We start from the raw sequence: 15,146 nt of genomic DNA, 5'->3' as shown, positions 1-15,146 counted from the left end.
GTCTGAGTCCCATTTTTATAGATAGTGAAGTTCTTGTTTGGCGTCTGACATTTCTTGCATTCCGTAGGAATATAGGTCAGTGTACAATCTATAAATTTACATTTATCTGTTTATGTAAACCATAAGAAACACAATTATCTTTAAAGATTATATTTTTATCTTGAATATCTAGTACTTTTTGCATATCATTTGAAGTAGGCAAGTGAGTTCCTCCTAAGGATGTTGGTTTTGGTCGACTATTATTCTACAGGAGAACTCACTTGTTTTCTAATTTAAGCAAAGAAAAATAACGTTGGTGAATTCTCACCAACGTTATTTATTATAGAACCATTTTTTTGTTCATTAGTTTTAGAGAAGGAAAACAGTATATATAGTACAGGGTCAAACTGGAGGAGAGGATAAATGGAAAATTTTATCTATTGGTTAAAAAATCAGCCGCCGTTATATTATATCGCAGGTTTTACTACTATCATTCTAGGTTTTTTCTTAGTCTTGGTGTTTGCTGTAAATAAACCTGAGACATTTGCAGAAGAAGAATTAGTAGAATTATTTTCTGATACAAGTATTTCAGCAGAAGAAACCTTTAATGATGAAGCTGAAGAAAACATTAGAGAATCGTCAGAGCTTGTAATCGAGCTTAAAGGACAAGTAGTTCATCCTGGTGTATATACTTTGAAAGAAGGAGCACGATTAGGAGAGGCGATTATAGAGGCAGGAGGCGTAACAGAAACAGCGGATGATCGAACAATCAACAGAGCGCTTGTACTGGTTGATCAGATGATGGTCTACATACCAGCAATCGGTGAAGAAGCATTTACAAGCGTTGACACCGGAGTAAATAATGAAATTCAAAAAAATAAAGTGAACATCAATAATGCTGACCCAGTAGAATTAACACAGCTCAACGGAATTGGAGACTCTAGAGCGCAGTCAATCGTCCATTACCGGGAAGAAAATGGTCGATTCAAGGCGATTGAAGAGATTAAGAATATATCGGGTATTGGAGAAAAAATATTTGAATCTATAAAAGAAGATATTGTGGTAGATTAATCTTTGAGTGATTGATATGCAAAATACTCTCTTGTATACTATATAGACGTAGGAATACATTATTGATTTAAGATCGGAAAAGATTGTGAGGAAAAAAGATGACAGATAGAATCCCATGGAATCAATATTTCATGTCACAGAGTATGTTGCTAGCTATGAGAAGTACTTGTACTAGACTATCAGTAGGTGCCACCATTGTTAGAGAAAAGAGAGTAATTTCTGGCGGATATAACGGATCTGTAAGTGGAGATGTGCATTGTATTGAACATGGATGTTATGTAGTAGATGGACACTGTGTTAGAACGGTTCATGCCGAAATTAATGCTATTTTACAATGCTCTAAATTTGGTGTTAAGACAGAAGGTTCCGATATCTACGTGACGCACTTTCCGTGTTTACAGTGTACAAAGACGATTATACAATCAGGTATTCAAAAAATATACTATTTAAGGGATTACCACAATAATGATTATGCTCTGAAACTTTTAGAGCACGCTAAAATTGATGTTGAACAGGTAGATGTTCCAAATGATTTGTTTCAAAATATAGGACATCTTTATAATTCAGATTCAAAACCCGATCATACGATTTCATAAAATTTGAAATAAAAGGTTTTCTATTCTTTCCGGCTATACTTTCGTTATCAATGATAATGATGGTCTTAGAAAACTTTTCAGCACTGTCTGTGGTAGTGGTATTAGTCATCATTATTCGCTTGATCATGACCAGAAATGGTCAGATTTTATTCTTTTCAGTATTTATCGCATTGATGCTTTGTGGCTTAACAATGTTAAAGACACATAATGAAAAAACATGGCTAAACAAAGATATACAAACGATTCGTGTACTCATTAAAAAAAGCACGATTGATATTGATGGAGATCGGCTTAGATTTACAAGTCTAGTTCGTCTAGATAATGAGCGTAATGAGGAAGTCATCATTACCTATAAAATACAGTCAGAAGCAGAAAAAAATGACTTTTTAACAAATTCTCTTTCTGATTATGTTGAACTGACTGGTTCATTATCCAAACCCAATCAAGCACGTAATTTTAATCAGTTCGATTATAGAAAATACTTATACAGAAATCAGATTTATTGGGTTTTTCAAGCGGACACTATAAAAAAACTCCCTGAAGAAAAGGTAGGCATGCCCTTTTCATATCGAGTGGATAGGGTAAGAACACGTTTTTTGGAATTTGTGGATAGGATTCTATCTGGTAAAACGAGTGCCTATATCAAAACATTGCTTTTTGCAGATAAGCGAGAAATGTCTGAGTCCACCTTGGAAAACTACCGAGATTTAGGTGTGATCCACCTTTTAAGTATATCTGGTTTGCATATTCAGTTTATAATTGCCTTGGTGAGAAACGTTCTACTAAAATGCAGATTAACAAAAGAGACGACAGCCCTCTGGCTACTGGTATTCTTGCCTGTTTACGGATATCTTTCTGGATTTGGAGTTAGTGTATTTCGAGCTATTGTACAAGCTTTGATTGCTACAGTTTTCACACTACTAAAGCGCCCATCGTCGTCATTGGACAATTGGGCATTAACCTTGATGCTGGCTTTACTGATTGATCCTTATCAAATGTATTCTGCTGGTTTTCAGTTAAGTTATCTACTGAGTTGTCTGTTAATTTTACTTTCAAATCAGAAAAGTATTCAGTTGATGTCCCCTTTGAAGCAAACGATTGTGTTGAATTGTGTGCTCTCAATTGTGAGTATTCCAGTACTATCTTTTCATTTCTTTGAATTTTCTTGGATTGTTATTCTCCTGAATTTCTTTTTCATTCCACTGTTCTCTTTTTTGCTGTTGCCGTTATTGGTAAGTTTATTTATTTTGGGAGTCGTGTTCAGTAAATGGCCATTGTTTGAATATGCTAACGCTGTTTCAGACTATTTACTAGATGGAATAGAACAAGGCGTTAAAATTTTAAGTGAAAGCTATGATTTTTCTTTTGTAGTCGGCAGGCTATCAGTCTTCGGTATGATTTTTTTAGTTTTAGGTATCATAGTGTTGTTGATCACTTTAGAAAAGAATAAAGGTTATAGGAAAAAGGGCATGATCCTAATTGGATGTCTTTTGTTTTTTGTAGGATTATTTTCTAAACAATTATCACCTGTCGGAAAAGTTATGATGATTGATGTTGGCCAAGGAGACGCATTGTTAATCAAGCAGCCATTTGGGAAAGGTAATTATTTGATTGATACAGGTGGACTAGTGGAATGGAAAGAGGTAGAAGAGTGGAAAAAAAGAGAAACACCTTTTGCAGTAGGGAAAGATGTTGTCTTACCTACTATAAAATCACAAGGTGTAAACAAATTGCATCAAATTTACCTTTCGCACGCAGATGCTGATCATATTGGAGCTCTTGAAGAAATCGTTCAAGATATACAGATAAAAGAAATTTTAGCGACTCAGTCGACCTTTTTAGATCCATCACTTGAAGTATTGATGCCAGAGTTCAAAAAACAAAAGATTCTCCTCACTGTTTTAAGTAAGGACGTAGAAAGTGCCTTGGGTCCTGGATTAAGAGTCATTTATCCAGACGAAGATAAAAGTACAAAAGAAAATCAAAATAAAAACGATGCTTCATTAGTCTTGTATGGTAAAATCGATCGATACAGGTGGTTATTCACAGGAGATCTTGAAGCGACCGGAGAAGAGGATATTACCCGAATGTATCCAAATCTGACAGTAGATATATTAAAGGTAGCTCACCACGGAAGTTTAACTTCTTCGCAAGAAGCTTTTTTGGATTCATTGGAACCAAAAGTAGGATGGATTTCGAGCGGTGTAAACAACACCTACGGACATCCAAACCCTGAAGTGTTGACTCGTTTACAAGACAGAGCAATCGATATTTACAGAACAGACCTAAGAGGAGCCGTTCTGTATGAATATTATGCTTTCCCCTTCATCAAACATCATGATGATCGTATGATACAAGTAATACCTCAACATGATGATATAAATTAGTGAGGAGCTCAGGATGATTGAGTTAAAAAAACAAATCAAAGCAATACAAAATAAAACATACTCAGCTGTTTATCTGGTTCAAGGAACGGAACAATATCTAAGTGAAAAAGTGAAATTTGCGCTCATCAATTCAGTATTGGATGATGAAGTTTCTGAGTTCAATTTTGGCCAGTTCGACATGAGAGAAACAACGATTGATGTAGCTTTACAAGAGGCTGAATCCTTTCCATTCTTTGGAGATAAAAGACTCGTCTTTGTACAGGCTCCTTATTTCTTAACGGGTAAAACGGTAACCAATGGACCTGATCACGATATGAGTTATCTTGAATCATACCTAGGAAATCCCTCCGATTTTTCGGTACTCGTTATATTTGCACCTTATGAAAAACTGGATAAACGAAAAAAAATAACTAAAACCCTTCTAAAACAAGCTGAAATCATCAATATTGAGCCACTGAACGAAAAATCCGTTTACGATCTTGTGAAGTCTACATGTGAAACCGAAGGATATTCTATTGACTCGGATGCCCTCGATAAACTGATTCAGCTTACTGATCGGAATCTTTCTAAAAGTATGTCCGAATTAGATAAACTGATGATTTATCATCAGCAAGATAAACAAATCACCCTATCTACAGTGGAGCAACTAGTTCCTAAAACACTAGAACAAAACATTTTTGAATTAAATGATTTAGTGTTGAGTAAAAAGGTGCAGCAGTCTATTGAACTTTATCAAGATCTACTGACGCAAAAAGAAGATCCTATTAAAATAATTGCTTTGATGATTGGTCAATTTAGATTGTTACTCCAAGTAAAGATTTTAAGAAGAAAAGGCTATCAGCAAGCTGATATTGCAAAAATCCTGAAAGTACATCCCTTTAGAGTTAAGCTAGCATTGCAGAAAGAAAAGAAATTTGAACAAACTATACTCTCTAAAGCGCATCATTTTCTTATAGATGCAGATTATTTAATTAAATCAGGTAAAGTTAATCCAGAACTTCAAGTTGAGTTATTTATTTTAAAGTTTTCTGATGAGCAGTCACACTTACAGGTTAACTAAATAAGTTTCTGTTTGAAATATTGCAAAAGCAATCATTATCCTGTACAATGGAGAATGTTGAAAATCAACTGAATAGAGAAGGTTCCATTTGGTGAAAACGGGCAGAAATGTGCGTATTTAATTCGAGTGAACTGGATTTAAAGAATTTTTATAAAGGAGTGTTTTCAGAATGCCAAACATGGTACAAGCTATTAAACGTCAACGTCAAGATGTTAAAAAGAATGCTAACAATGTTGCGCAAGTGTCAGCTATGCGTAGCACTAAGAAAAAATATCTAACTGCGGTTGAAAACGGACAAGATAATTCAGCTGAATTATTTGAATCAGCTGTTAAAGCTATTGACCAAGCAGCGTCTAAAGGATTAATCCACAAAAACAAAGCTGCTCGCGACAAGTCTCGTTTATCTAAAAAATTAGGTTAATGACCTTAAGTTCGTATAAGAAGTTCTTCTTTCAGACATAGTCTAAAGGAGAACTTTTTTTGACCTTTTGTGGTATTATTAATACGAATGTATGTTTAGGTTTAGGAGGAAATAAAGAATGCCTGAGAATCAATTCAAGTTACAATCTGTCTATGAGCCGAGTGGAGACCAGCCAGAGGCAATCAAAAAACTCGTTAAAGGAATCAAGGAAGGTCAGAAAGAACAAGTTTTACTAGGCGCTACAGGTACAGGGAAAACATTTACGATGTCAAATGTTATCCAGCAAGTCAATAAACCGACTCTTGTTATTGCACACAACAAGACACTTGCGGGACAATTATATTCAGAATTCAAAGAGTTTTTTCCTGATAATGCCGTAGAATACTTTGTAAGTTACTATGATTATTACCAGCCAGAAGCTTATGTACCTTCGACCGATACATTTATTGAAAAAGATGCATCAGTAAACGATGAAATAGATAAATTGAGACATTCGGCTACAAGTTCACTGTTAGAAAGAAGAGATGTGATTGTCGTTGCTTCTGTTTCTTGTATCTATGGACTTGTAAATCCAAAAGATTATGAAGAACATGTATTGTCTCTTAGATCTGGTATGGAAATTAGTCGAGATGCTGTACTCAGAAGATTAGTTGATATGCAATTTGAAAGAAATGATATCGACTTTCAACGAGGTAGATTCCGTGCTCGAGGAGATATCGTCGAGATATTCTTAGCTTCTAGAGAAAGTGAAGCGATCAGAGTTGAATTTTTCGGAGATGAGATTGAACGCATAAGAGAAGTGGATGTATTAACAGGAGAAGTTAAAGCAGATCTTTCTCATGTGGCGGTTTTCCCAGCTACCCACTTTGTTTCAAATGACGAACAGACGAGGTCAGCAATCGAGTCCATAAAAGATGAATTGGATGGAAGACTAAAAGAGCTTAAAGAAGATAACAAGTTGCTTGAAGAACAGCGTTTAGAGCAGCGGACGAATTATGATATTGAAATGCTGATGGAGATGGGTTACTGTTCGGGGATAGAGAATTATTCTAGACATATGGATGGAAGAAAGCCTGGAGAATCTCCTTATACATTGCTTGATTTCTTTCCAAAAGATTCGCTTTTTATCGTAGATGAGTCTCATATTTCAATGCCGCAGATTCGAGGTATGTACAACGGAGACCGTGCAAGGAAACAACAACTTGTAGAACACGGATTCAGATTACCAAGTGCGCTAGATAACAGACCACTTCGTCTGGAAGAATTTGAAGAAAGAGTTCCTCAAATCACTTATATTTCTGCAACACCAGCAGATTATGAAATGGAACGTTCAACTCAAGTTGTCGAACAGATTATCCGACCGACTGGACTTTTAGATCCAATTGTTGAGATTCGTCCCATTAAAGGACAGATTGATGATTTGATTGAAGAAGTGAACTTGCGAATTGAAAGAAATGAAAGGGTCTTTATTACTACGTTGACAAAGAAAATGTCTGAAGATTTGACGGACTATTTGAAAGAAGTTGGAATCAAAGTACAATATCTTCACAGTGATATCAAGACCCTCGAGCGAACACAGATTATCAGAGATCTCCGCATAGGGAAGTTTGATGTACTGATTGGAATCAACTTGCTAAGAGAAGGACTAGATGTACCAGAAGTTTCACTGGTTGCCATTCTTGATGCAGATAAAGAAGGTTTTTTGAGAAGTACTCGTTCTTTGATACAGACAATTGGACGTGCAGCGCGTAATGAAAATGGTCGAGTCATTTTGTATGCTGATAAACGAACAGACTCAATGAACAGGGCGATTGAAGAGACTGAACGTAGACGTGTCATTCAAGAAGAATATAACCAGTTGCATGGTATTACCCCTAAGACGATCAAGAAAGAAGTGCGAGATCTTATCAAGATTTCTACAATTATCGAAGATGGGGAAGACTTGACAGAGGATACGTTTAAACAGCTTTCAAGAGAAGAAAGAAGAGAGTTGATTGAGACAATGGAACTCGAAATGAAACAAGCAGCGAAAGAGCTGGACTTCGAGAAAGCCGCTCAGCTACGTGATGTGGTTCTGGAGATTAAAACGAAATTTCCTAAGTAATCAACAGAAGCTTGTTGACTTCTATTTAAAAAACCTGTAGAGTAAATGAAAAGTTAATAGATATCCTTTAACAAGTAGTCCTGTGAGGCTAATAAGGAGCAGAACCTTCATTCAGAGCAATGTTTATAAGCTTTTAGTGGAGATTCACAGGTGAAGTGTATCTTCATCTTTAAACCTAACAAATTATTAGGAAGCTCTCTTATCGCACAAGGATAAGAGAGCTTTTTTGTCTGTTGGCGTTCATATGTTGCTTCGATTTGGATCATTAACGAAAAGTAAAAACAAATTTGGAGGAGTCAATATGCAGAACAGTCAGGAAATAGAAGTAATCAATGAAGTCGCAATCAAAAGAGCTTTGACGAGAATTACCTATGAAATCATTGAAAAAAATAAAGGAATCGACAATCTAGTTCTTCTTGGTGTAAAAACAAGAGGCGTATTCCTTGCTCAACGGATTGCTCAAAGAATTGAACAATTAGAAGGACACAAAGTTGAAATCGGGGAGTTAGATATTTCTAATTACCGTGATGATCATAAAAATGAAACAACGACTATTCCGGCACCGAATATTGCTACTTCAATCGAAAATAAACAAGTCGTGATTGTAGACGATGTGTTATATACAGGTCGTACAATACGTGCAGCTTTAGATGCAGTTATTGATAGCGGAAGACCGAAAAGAATTTATCTTGCTGTGTTGATTGACCGTGGACATAGAGAGTTACCGATAAGAGCCGATTTTGTAGGGAAAAACATGCCAACAGCTAAGGATGAAACGATTCAAGTCTCTTTAAAAGAAATCGATGACAAAGATACTGTTACGATCATCAAACCAACTAAATCATAAGTGAACTTTAAAAAGTAGTCCAGAGAGGCACAAAAGGTCACTGAGGAATCCATTAGAAGGCTTGAAGAAGCTATCACAATTGTGAGAAGACTCTTCACCAAATTAATGGAAGTAGACTACCCTCAGACCTGACGCGCATCCGGCTCAGGTCTTTTTTTGTAAATAAAAGTAGAAAAGAAAGGAACTTGAAAATGAAAAATGGGGTACAACAACTTGAAGGTAGACATTTTCTTACCTTAAATGATTATACGCCTGATCAAGTTCACACCTTGATTGATCATTCATTAAAATTCAAACTTGGTAAGCTGACTGCCCAATTTCATGATCGTTATGCAGTAAATCTTTTCTTTGAAGACAGTACACGCACACATAAGAGCTTTGAAATGGCAGAGAGAAAATCAGGCATGCAGGTGTTAGATTTTTCCCCAGAGACGAGTAGTATCAAAAAAGGTGAAAGTCTGTATGATACTGTGAAAACTTTTGAAGCAATCGGAGTAGATCTTGTCGTAATAAGACACGGACAAGAAGCTTTTTACGAAGAACTGATTCACACACCTGGATTGAATTGTTCGATTGTGAATGGTGGAGATGGAGCCGGTCAGCACCCAAGCCAATCTCTTTTAGATTTAATGACCATCTATGAAGAATTCAAGACATTTCAAAACTTAAAAATCGCGATTGCTGGAGATATAAGACATTCCAGAGTAGCAAAAAGTAATGCTCAAATATTGAAAAAGCTAGGAGCTGAGATCTATTTTACTGGCCCCGAAGAGTGGATGGATGCTTCGCTTCAAACTTATGGGACTCATGTAGAGATGGATGCGTTGATCGACAAAGTAGATGTTTTGATGTTACTTAGAGTACAGCACGAACGGCACAGTAATCTCGAACAAGTTTTTTCAAAAGAGGATTACTTAAAAAAATATGGATTAACCGTTGAACGTGAAAGACGAATGAATGAAAAATCAATCATCATGCATCCGGCACCGGTAAATAGAGGTGTAGAGATTGCAACAGAATTAGTCGAGTGCCAACGTTCAAGAATTTTCAAGCAAATGGAAAATGGTGTATACGCTAGAATGGCCATTATCGACTCACTACTTAATGAACATTAGGAGGATACAATGACACTACTGATAAAAAATGCACGTACCTTGACAGGTCACTCAAATCCGATTCGAGATATCTTGATTGAAGGTGGGAAAATAAAAGAAATAGGGGAGCAACTCTCTTCTGATGGGGTAGGAGTCATTGACGTTCAAGGAAAGCTGGTTGTACCAGGTCTGATAGATGTACATGTTCACCTTAGAGAACCTGGATTTGAATATAAAGAAACAATTGAAACAGGTTCGGCTGCAGCTGCTCGAGGAGGATTTACAACGATCTGTGCGATGCCTAATGTAAACCCAGCTCCAGATAATGCTGAAAAGATGCAAAGAATACAACAGTTGATTAAAGACACAGCTTTAGTAAATGTCAAGCAGTACGCGCCAATCACAGAATCGCTTACAAGTGAAAACCTTACAGATCAAGAAGCTTTAATAGAAGCAGACGCTTTTGCCTTTACAAATGATGGCGTAGGCGTTCAAACAGCAGCAACCATGTATAAAGCAATGGAAGAAGCAGCCAGAAACCATGTTGCGATTGTTGCTCATACAGAAGATGATTCCTTGCTATTTGGTGGGGGTGTGATGCACGAAGGAATTCGAAACAAAGAATTGAACTTACCTGGGATGAGTCAACTAACAGAGTCCACTCAGATCGCTAGGGACGTGTTATTAGCCGAAGCAACCGGGGTACATTATCATATTTGCCATGTATCAGCGAAGGAAAGCGTCAGAGTGATTAGAGAAGCTAAAAAGGCTGGAATTAATGTTACAGCCGAAGTTACACCACATCACTTACTACTCTCTGAACAAGACATTCCGTCAGATAATACGCTGTATAAAATGAATCCACCACTTAGAGGGAAAGACGACCAAGAAGCGCTTTTGGAAGGCTTACTCGATGGGACAATTGACATGATTGCAACAGATCATGCCCCTCATAGTGAAGACGAGAAAAAGGGGTCCATGATTGGATCACCATTTGGAATCATCGGTAGTGAGACAGCTTTTTCATTACTCTACACTTATCTAGTTAAAACGCATAAAGTCACACTTGAGCAGCTCATTGACTGGATGACGATACAACCCGCCAAAGTATTTGGTTTTGAAGCCGGTAGATTAACAGTAGGTGCTCCGGCAGATATCGCTTGTTTTGATTTAGAAAATGAAGCGAAGATCTCAAAAGAGACGATAAAATCTAAATCGTCTAACACACCATTTATCGGGTGGGACATCGCTGGAGATACGTATCTGACAATTGTAAATGGAAAAGTTGTATACCAGGAGGGAATTTAGTTGAAAAAAAGAATGTTGATTTTAGAGGATGGAAATATATTCAAAGGATACGGCTTTGGGTCAGACAAAGAAACGATTGGAGAAGTCGTCTTCAACACAGGTATGACAGGATATCAGGAATCAATCACGGATCATTCTTATAATGGCCAACTCCTGACATTTACTTACCCGTTAATAGGAAACGCAGGAATTAATCGCGATGACCATGAATCAGTTTTTCCAACGACAAAAGCAGTCATTGTTAAAGAATATGCTAGAAGACCCTCTAACTGGCGTAGTCAGATGAACTTAGATGAATTTTTAAAAGAAAAAGATATTCCAGGACTTTCAGGGGTAGATACAAGAAGGTTAACTAAAGTCATTAGAGAACATGGGGCTATGAAAGCAATCTTAACGGACGCTACAGAAAATGTCGAAAAATACTTAAAAATCCTAGCTGAAACAGAACTTGATCACAATCAGGTTGCGCAAGTTTCCACAACGAGACCTTATGTTAGTCCAGATAATGGCAGAAAAGTTGTTGTCATCGATTTTGGCTTAAAACATAGTATTTTGCATGAATTGAATAAACGCTCTTGTCATGTAACAGTCCTTCCACATGATACAAAAGCTGAAACCATTATGAACCTTGATTCAGATGGCGTTATGTTAACGAACGGACCTGGAGACCCAACGGATCTGCCAGATGTATTAAAGATGATTCAAGCCATTCAACCACAAGTTCCAGTATTTGGAATTTGCCTGGGGCATCAATTAATTGCTCTAGCCAATGGTGCTAGAACATACAAAATGAATTTTGGACATAGAGGATTCAATCATCCAGTCAAAGAAATTGCAACTGGAAAAATCGCTTTTACTTCTCAAAATCACGGATATTCAGTGGAAAAAGAATCCATTGATCCTAATCAACTAAGAGTCACACATCTTGAGATTAACGACGGAACGGTAGAAGGACTAAGACACCGTACTCATCCGGTATTTAGCGTGCAGTATCATCCCGATGCAGCACCTGGACCACATGATGCAGAAGATTTGTTTGATCAGTTCACAGAACTGATGGATTCTTGGAAAGCGGGGAATAAAGATGCCTAAAAGAGACGATATTCATAAAATCCTAGTTATTGGATCGGGACCAATTATTATTGGACAAGCAGCGGAATTTGACTATGCTGGAGCACAAGCTTGTCTAGCACTTAGAGAAGAAGGATATGAAGTTGTGCTGGTAAATTCCAATCCAGCTACAATCATGACTGATAAAGAAATCGCAGATAAAGTCTATTTGGAACCACTGACACTGGAATTTGTTTCAAAAATTTTAAGAAAAGAACGCCCAGATGCAATCTTACCGACTCTTGGTGGACAGATGGGACTGAATATGGCTATTGAATTAGATGGTAGCGGAATATTAGAAGAATTGGATATCGAATTACTTGGAACAAAATTATCAGCGATCAATCAAGCAGAAGATAGAGATTTATTTAGAACATTAATGCATGAATTAAATGAACCTGTCCCTGATAGTGAAATCGTCCACTCCATAAATGAAGCGGTCGACTTTGCAGAAAAAATCGGGTACCCTCTGATTGTTCGACCTGCCTTTACAATGGGTGGAACAGGTGGCGGTCTTTGTGATAACGAAGAAGAGCTAAGAGAAATCGTGGCGAACGGCATCAAACTATCTCCAGTTCATCAATGTTTAGTGGAAAGAAGTATCGCAGGGTACAAAGAAATTGAATATGAAGTCATGCGAGACAGAAACGATAATGCAATGGTTGTTTGTAATATGGAGAACTTTGACCCAGTAGGTATTCATACTGGAGATTCAATTGTATTAGCGCCTAGTCAGACGTTGACAGATAAAGAGTATCAAATGTTAAGAGACGCATCCTTGAAAATTATACGAGCGTTAGAAATTGAAGGTGGATGTAATGTTCAACTAGCACTGGATCCAGATAGTTTTAATTATTACATCATAGAAGTGAATCCGCGCGTGAGCCGGTCTTCAGCACTTGCAAGTAAAGCAACCGGTTATCCGATTGCTAAACTGGCAGCTAAGATTGCTGTTGGACTGACACTCGACGAAATGAAAAACCCTGTTACAGAAACGACTTATGCTCAATTTGAACCAGCATTAGATTATGTTGTCGCAAAGATTCCAAGATGGCCTTTTGATAAGTTTGAATCAGGGGACCGTAGATTGACAACTCAAATGAAAGCTACTGGGGAAGTCATGGCTATTGGAAGAACTATTGAGGAAAGTCTTTTGAAGGCAGTACGCTCACTGGAAATAGGTGCAGAACACGTCGAACTCGAAGAATGCAAGCAAATAGATGATCAACGATTGATCGATAAAATCGTTAAAGCAGAAGACGATCGACTCTTTTATCTTGTTGAAGCAATCAGAAGATCTTACCCAATTGAAGAGTTGGCGCAACTAACAAAAATTGATTTGTATTTCTTAGATAAACTATTCCATATCGTAGAAATCGAACAAATGCTAGAAAAAGCACCCTACGACTTGGATACATTGACTTACGCAAAGCAATATGGATTTTCGGATTATAAAATTGCTGAGGTCTGGGAAACGACTGTAGAGTACATTGCGGATACAAGAAAAAAAGCGCAAATTTTACCAGTCTACAAAACCGTTGACACTTGTGCGGCAGAGTTTGATTCTTCAACGCCTTACTTTTACAGTACTTACGAAGAAGAACAGGAAAGTATCCGTACAGACAAAAAATCTATTCTAGTTCTAGGATCAGGACCTATTCGAATCGGTCAAGGTGTAGAGTTTGACTATGCAACGGTACACTCGGTAAAAGCAATCCAACAAGCGGGATATGAAGCCATCATTATGAACAATAATCCAGAAACAGTATCAACCGATTTTTCGATATCTGATAAACTCTATTTTGAACCTTTAACAATAGAAGATGTGATGAATGTTATTGACCATGAACAACCAGAGGGTGTCATCGTACAATTTGGTGGACAGACAGCAATCAACTTAGCAGAGCCACTAGAAAAACGTGGTGTCAAAATTCTAGGTACGACTGTTGAAGACTTGGACCGCGCTGAGAATAGAAATGCGTTCGAAAAAGCATTGAAGAGACTTGGAATACCGCAACCTAAAGGGGATACAGCACGTACAGAAGCTGAAGCATTAGCCATTGCAGAAACGATTGGATATCCCGTTTTAGTGAGACCAAGCTATGTTCTGGGCGGAAGAGGTATGCAGATTGTGGATAATACAACGGATCTTTCAGTCTATATGAATGGTGCCGTTAAACTATCTTCTGAGCATCCAGTACTGATTGACCGTTATCTCATTGGTAAAGAAGTAGAAGTAGACGCTATCTGTGACGGAGAATCCGTTTTGATACCAGGAATTATGGAACATATCGAACGCTCAGGTGTACATTCTGGAGACTCTATGGCTGTATATCCACCTCAAAACCTATCAGATAAGATTAAAAATACCATTGTTGATTATACTGAAAAACTCAGCAAAGGGTTAAATTGCTTTGGACTAATGAATATCCAGTTTGTTATCCATGAAGACCAAGTATACGTTATTGAAGTCAATCCAAGAGCAAGTCGTACAGTGCCTTTCTTAAGTAAAGTTACAGGTATACCTATGGCTCAAGTCGCTACAAAAATCATTCTTGGACAATCTTTGAAGGATCAAGGCTATACAAGTGGACTTTACAAAGAGCCGAAGCTCGTACATGTAAAAGCACCTGTCTTCAGCTTTTCAAAACTACACCGAGTAGATGCATCACTCGGACCAGAAATGAAATCAACTGGAGAAGTCATGGGAAGTGACAGAACACTTGAAAAAGCTTTATATAAAGCTTTTGAAGCGAGTAGTATGCATTTACCTGATCACGGTAAAGTCTTGATGACCTTAGCGAATGAAGATAAAGAAGAAGGTATTGAACTTGCCAGACGATTCCGAGAAACCGGATATTCCATTATCGCGACTGCGGGTACTGCGGAAGTATTGAAAAATAAGGGCATATTAGTTGAAGCTATAGCAGAAAAAACAACTGAACAGATAGAAGAACCCGTTTTAACCTTAATTCAAGCCAACCAAGTAGATCTTGTTGTCAACACAATGGGCAAGAATATAGAAGCAATAACTGATGGGTTCTATATTCGTAAAGCCTCGATTGAAAAAGGCATCCCTTTAATGACTTCACTGGACACAGTATCTGCCATTTTAAGCGTATTAGAATCTAGATCGTTTTCTACTAGTGCACTATAAAAAGTTCATGGA

11 protein-coding genes are annotated in these 15,146 nt (G+C 37.4%); all 11 read left to right on the top strand.

The features are described 5' to 3' along the window. The first annotated feature begins 402 nt into the window (after positions 1-402). Positions 403-1,050: a helix-hairpin-helix domain-containing protein gene (locus ACFP65_RS11735; RefSeq protein WP_379918800.1), complete on the top strand. Its 648-nt coding sequence runs from the start codon at positions 403-405 to the stop codon at positions 1,048-1,050. Positions 1,051-1,148: 98 nt separating this feature from the next. Continuing rightward, positions 1,149-1,646 carry a ComE operon protein 2 gene (locus tag ACFP65_RS11730; protein WP_379918798.1) on the top strand — a complete coding sequence of 166 codons (498 nt, stop codon included), beginning with the start codon at positions 1,149-1,151 and terminating at the stop codon, positions 1,644-1,646. A gap of 59 nt (positions 1,647-1,705) precedes the next feature. Next, positions 1,706-4,033, top strand: coding sequence for a DNA internalization-related competence protein ComEC/Rec2 (locus tag ACFP65_RS11725; RefSeq protein ID WP_379918796.1), 2,328 nt, complete (start codon positions 1,706-1,708; stop codon positions 4,031-4,033). 13 nt (positions 4,034-4,046) lie between these two features. Continuing rightward, entirely contained in the window at positions 4,047-5,093 is a 1,047-nt protein-coding gene (gene holA, locus ACFP65_RS11720; RefSeq protein ID WP_379918794.1) for a DNA polymerase III subunit delta, read from the top strand. A gap of 169 nt (positions 5,094-5,262) precedes the next feature. Further along, positions 5,263-5,514 (top strand): 30S ribosomal protein S20, encoded by a 252-nt coding sequence (gene rpsT, locus ACFP65_RS11715; RefSeq protein ID WP_379918792.1) that lies wholly within the window; start codon positions 5,263-5,265, stop codon positions 5,512-5,514. 118 nt (positions 5,515-5,632) lie between these two features. Further along, complete coding sequence (gene uvrB / locus ACFP65_RS11710; protein WP_379918791.1) at positions 5,633-7,618, top strand: excinuclease ABC subunit UvrB; 1,986 nt, start codon at positions 5,633-5,635, stop codon at positions 7,616-7,618. A 301-nt stretch (positions 7,619-7,919) separates the two neighbouring features. Next, positions 7,920-8,465, top strand: a complete 546-nt coding sequence (gene pyrR / locus ACFP65_RS11705) for a bifunctional pyr operon transcriptional regulator/uracil phosphoribosyltransferase PyrR (RefSeq protein WP_379918789.1) — start codon at positions 7,920-7,922, stop codon at positions 8,463-8,465. A 191-nt stretch (positions 8,466-8,656) separates the two neighbouring features. Further along, complete coding sequence (locus ACFP65_RS11700) at positions 8,657-9,580, top strand: aspartate carbamoyltransferase catalytic subunit (protein WP_379918787.1); 924 nt, start codon at positions 8,657-8,659, stop codon at positions 9,578-9,580. Between the two features lie 9 nt (positions 9,581-9,589). Beyond that, positions 9,590-10,867 (top strand): dihydroorotase, encoded by a 1,278-nt coding sequence (locus ACFP65_RS11695; RefSeq protein ID WP_379918785.1) that lies wholly within the window; start codon positions 9,590-9,592, stop codon positions 10,865-10,867. Positions 10,868-10,879: 12 nt separating this feature from the next. Beyond that, positions 10,880-11,959 carry a carbamoyl phosphate synthase small subunit gene (locus ACFP65_RS11690; RefSeq protein WP_379918819.1) on the top strand — a complete coding sequence of 360 codons (1,080 nt, stop codon included), beginning with the start codon at positions 10,880-10,882 and terminating at the stop codon, positions 11,957-11,959. Next, positions 11,952-15,134: a carbamoyl-phosphate synthase large subunit gene (carB, locus tag ACFP65_RS11685; protein ID WP_379918783.1), complete on the top strand. Its 3,183-nt coding sequence runs from the start codon at positions 11,952-11,954 to the stop codon at positions 15,132-15,134. Before ACFP65_RS11690 ends, carB begins: the two co-directional genes overlap by 8 nt. Positions 15,135-15,146: the final 12 nt, after the last annotated feature.

This window comes from Marinilactibacillus sp. GCM10026970 (assembly GCF_042660675.1).
Taxonomy (GTDB): domain Bacteria; phylum Bacillota; class Bacilli; order Lactobacillales; family Carnobacteriaceae_A; genus Marinilactibacillus.
This window is presented reverse-complemented; position numbering and strand designations above follow the sequence as displayed.

Coding starts and splice junctions, on each gene's coding strand:
- ACFP65_RS11695 (WP_379918785.1), top strand. CDS start 9,590: ATGACACTACTGATAAAAAATGCACGTACCTTGACAGGTCACTCAAAT.
- holA (WP_379918794.1), top strand. CDS start 4,047: ATGATTGAGTTAAAAAAACAAATCAAAGCAATACAAAATAAAACATAC.
- ACFP65_RS11730 (WP_379918798.1), top strand. CDS start 1,149: ATGACAGATAGAATCCCATGGAATCAATATTTCATGTCACAGAGTATG.
- pyrR (WP_379918789.1), top strand. CDS start 7,920: ATGCAGAACAGTCAGGAAATAGAAGTAATCAATGAAGTCGCAATCAAA.
- uvrB (WP_379918791.1), top strand. CDS start 5,633: ATGCCTGAGAATCAATTCAAGTTACAATCTGTCTATGAGCCGAGTGGA.
- ACFP65_RS11690 (WP_379918819.1), top strand. CDS start 10,880: ATGTTGATTTTAGAGGATGGAAATATATTCAAAGGATACGGCTTTGGG.
- rpsT (WP_379918792.1), top strand. CDS start 5,263: ATGCCAAACATGGTACAAGCTATTAAACGTCAACGTCAAGATGTTAAA.
- ACFP65_RS11725 (WP_379918796.1), top strand. CDS start 1,706: ATGGTCTTAGAAAACTTTTCAGCACTGTCTGTGGTAGTGGTATTAGTC.
- ACFP65_RS11735 (WP_379918800.1), top strand. CDS start 403: ATGGAAAATTTTATCTATTGGTTAAAAAATCAGCCGCCGTTATATTAT.
- carB (WP_379918783.1), top strand. CDS start 11,952: ATGCCTAAAAGAGACGATATTCATAAAATCCTAGTTATTGGATCGGGA.
- ACFP65_RS11700 (WP_379918787.1), top strand. CDS start 8,657: ATGAAAAATGGGGTACAACAACTTGAAGGTAGACATTTTCTTACCTTA.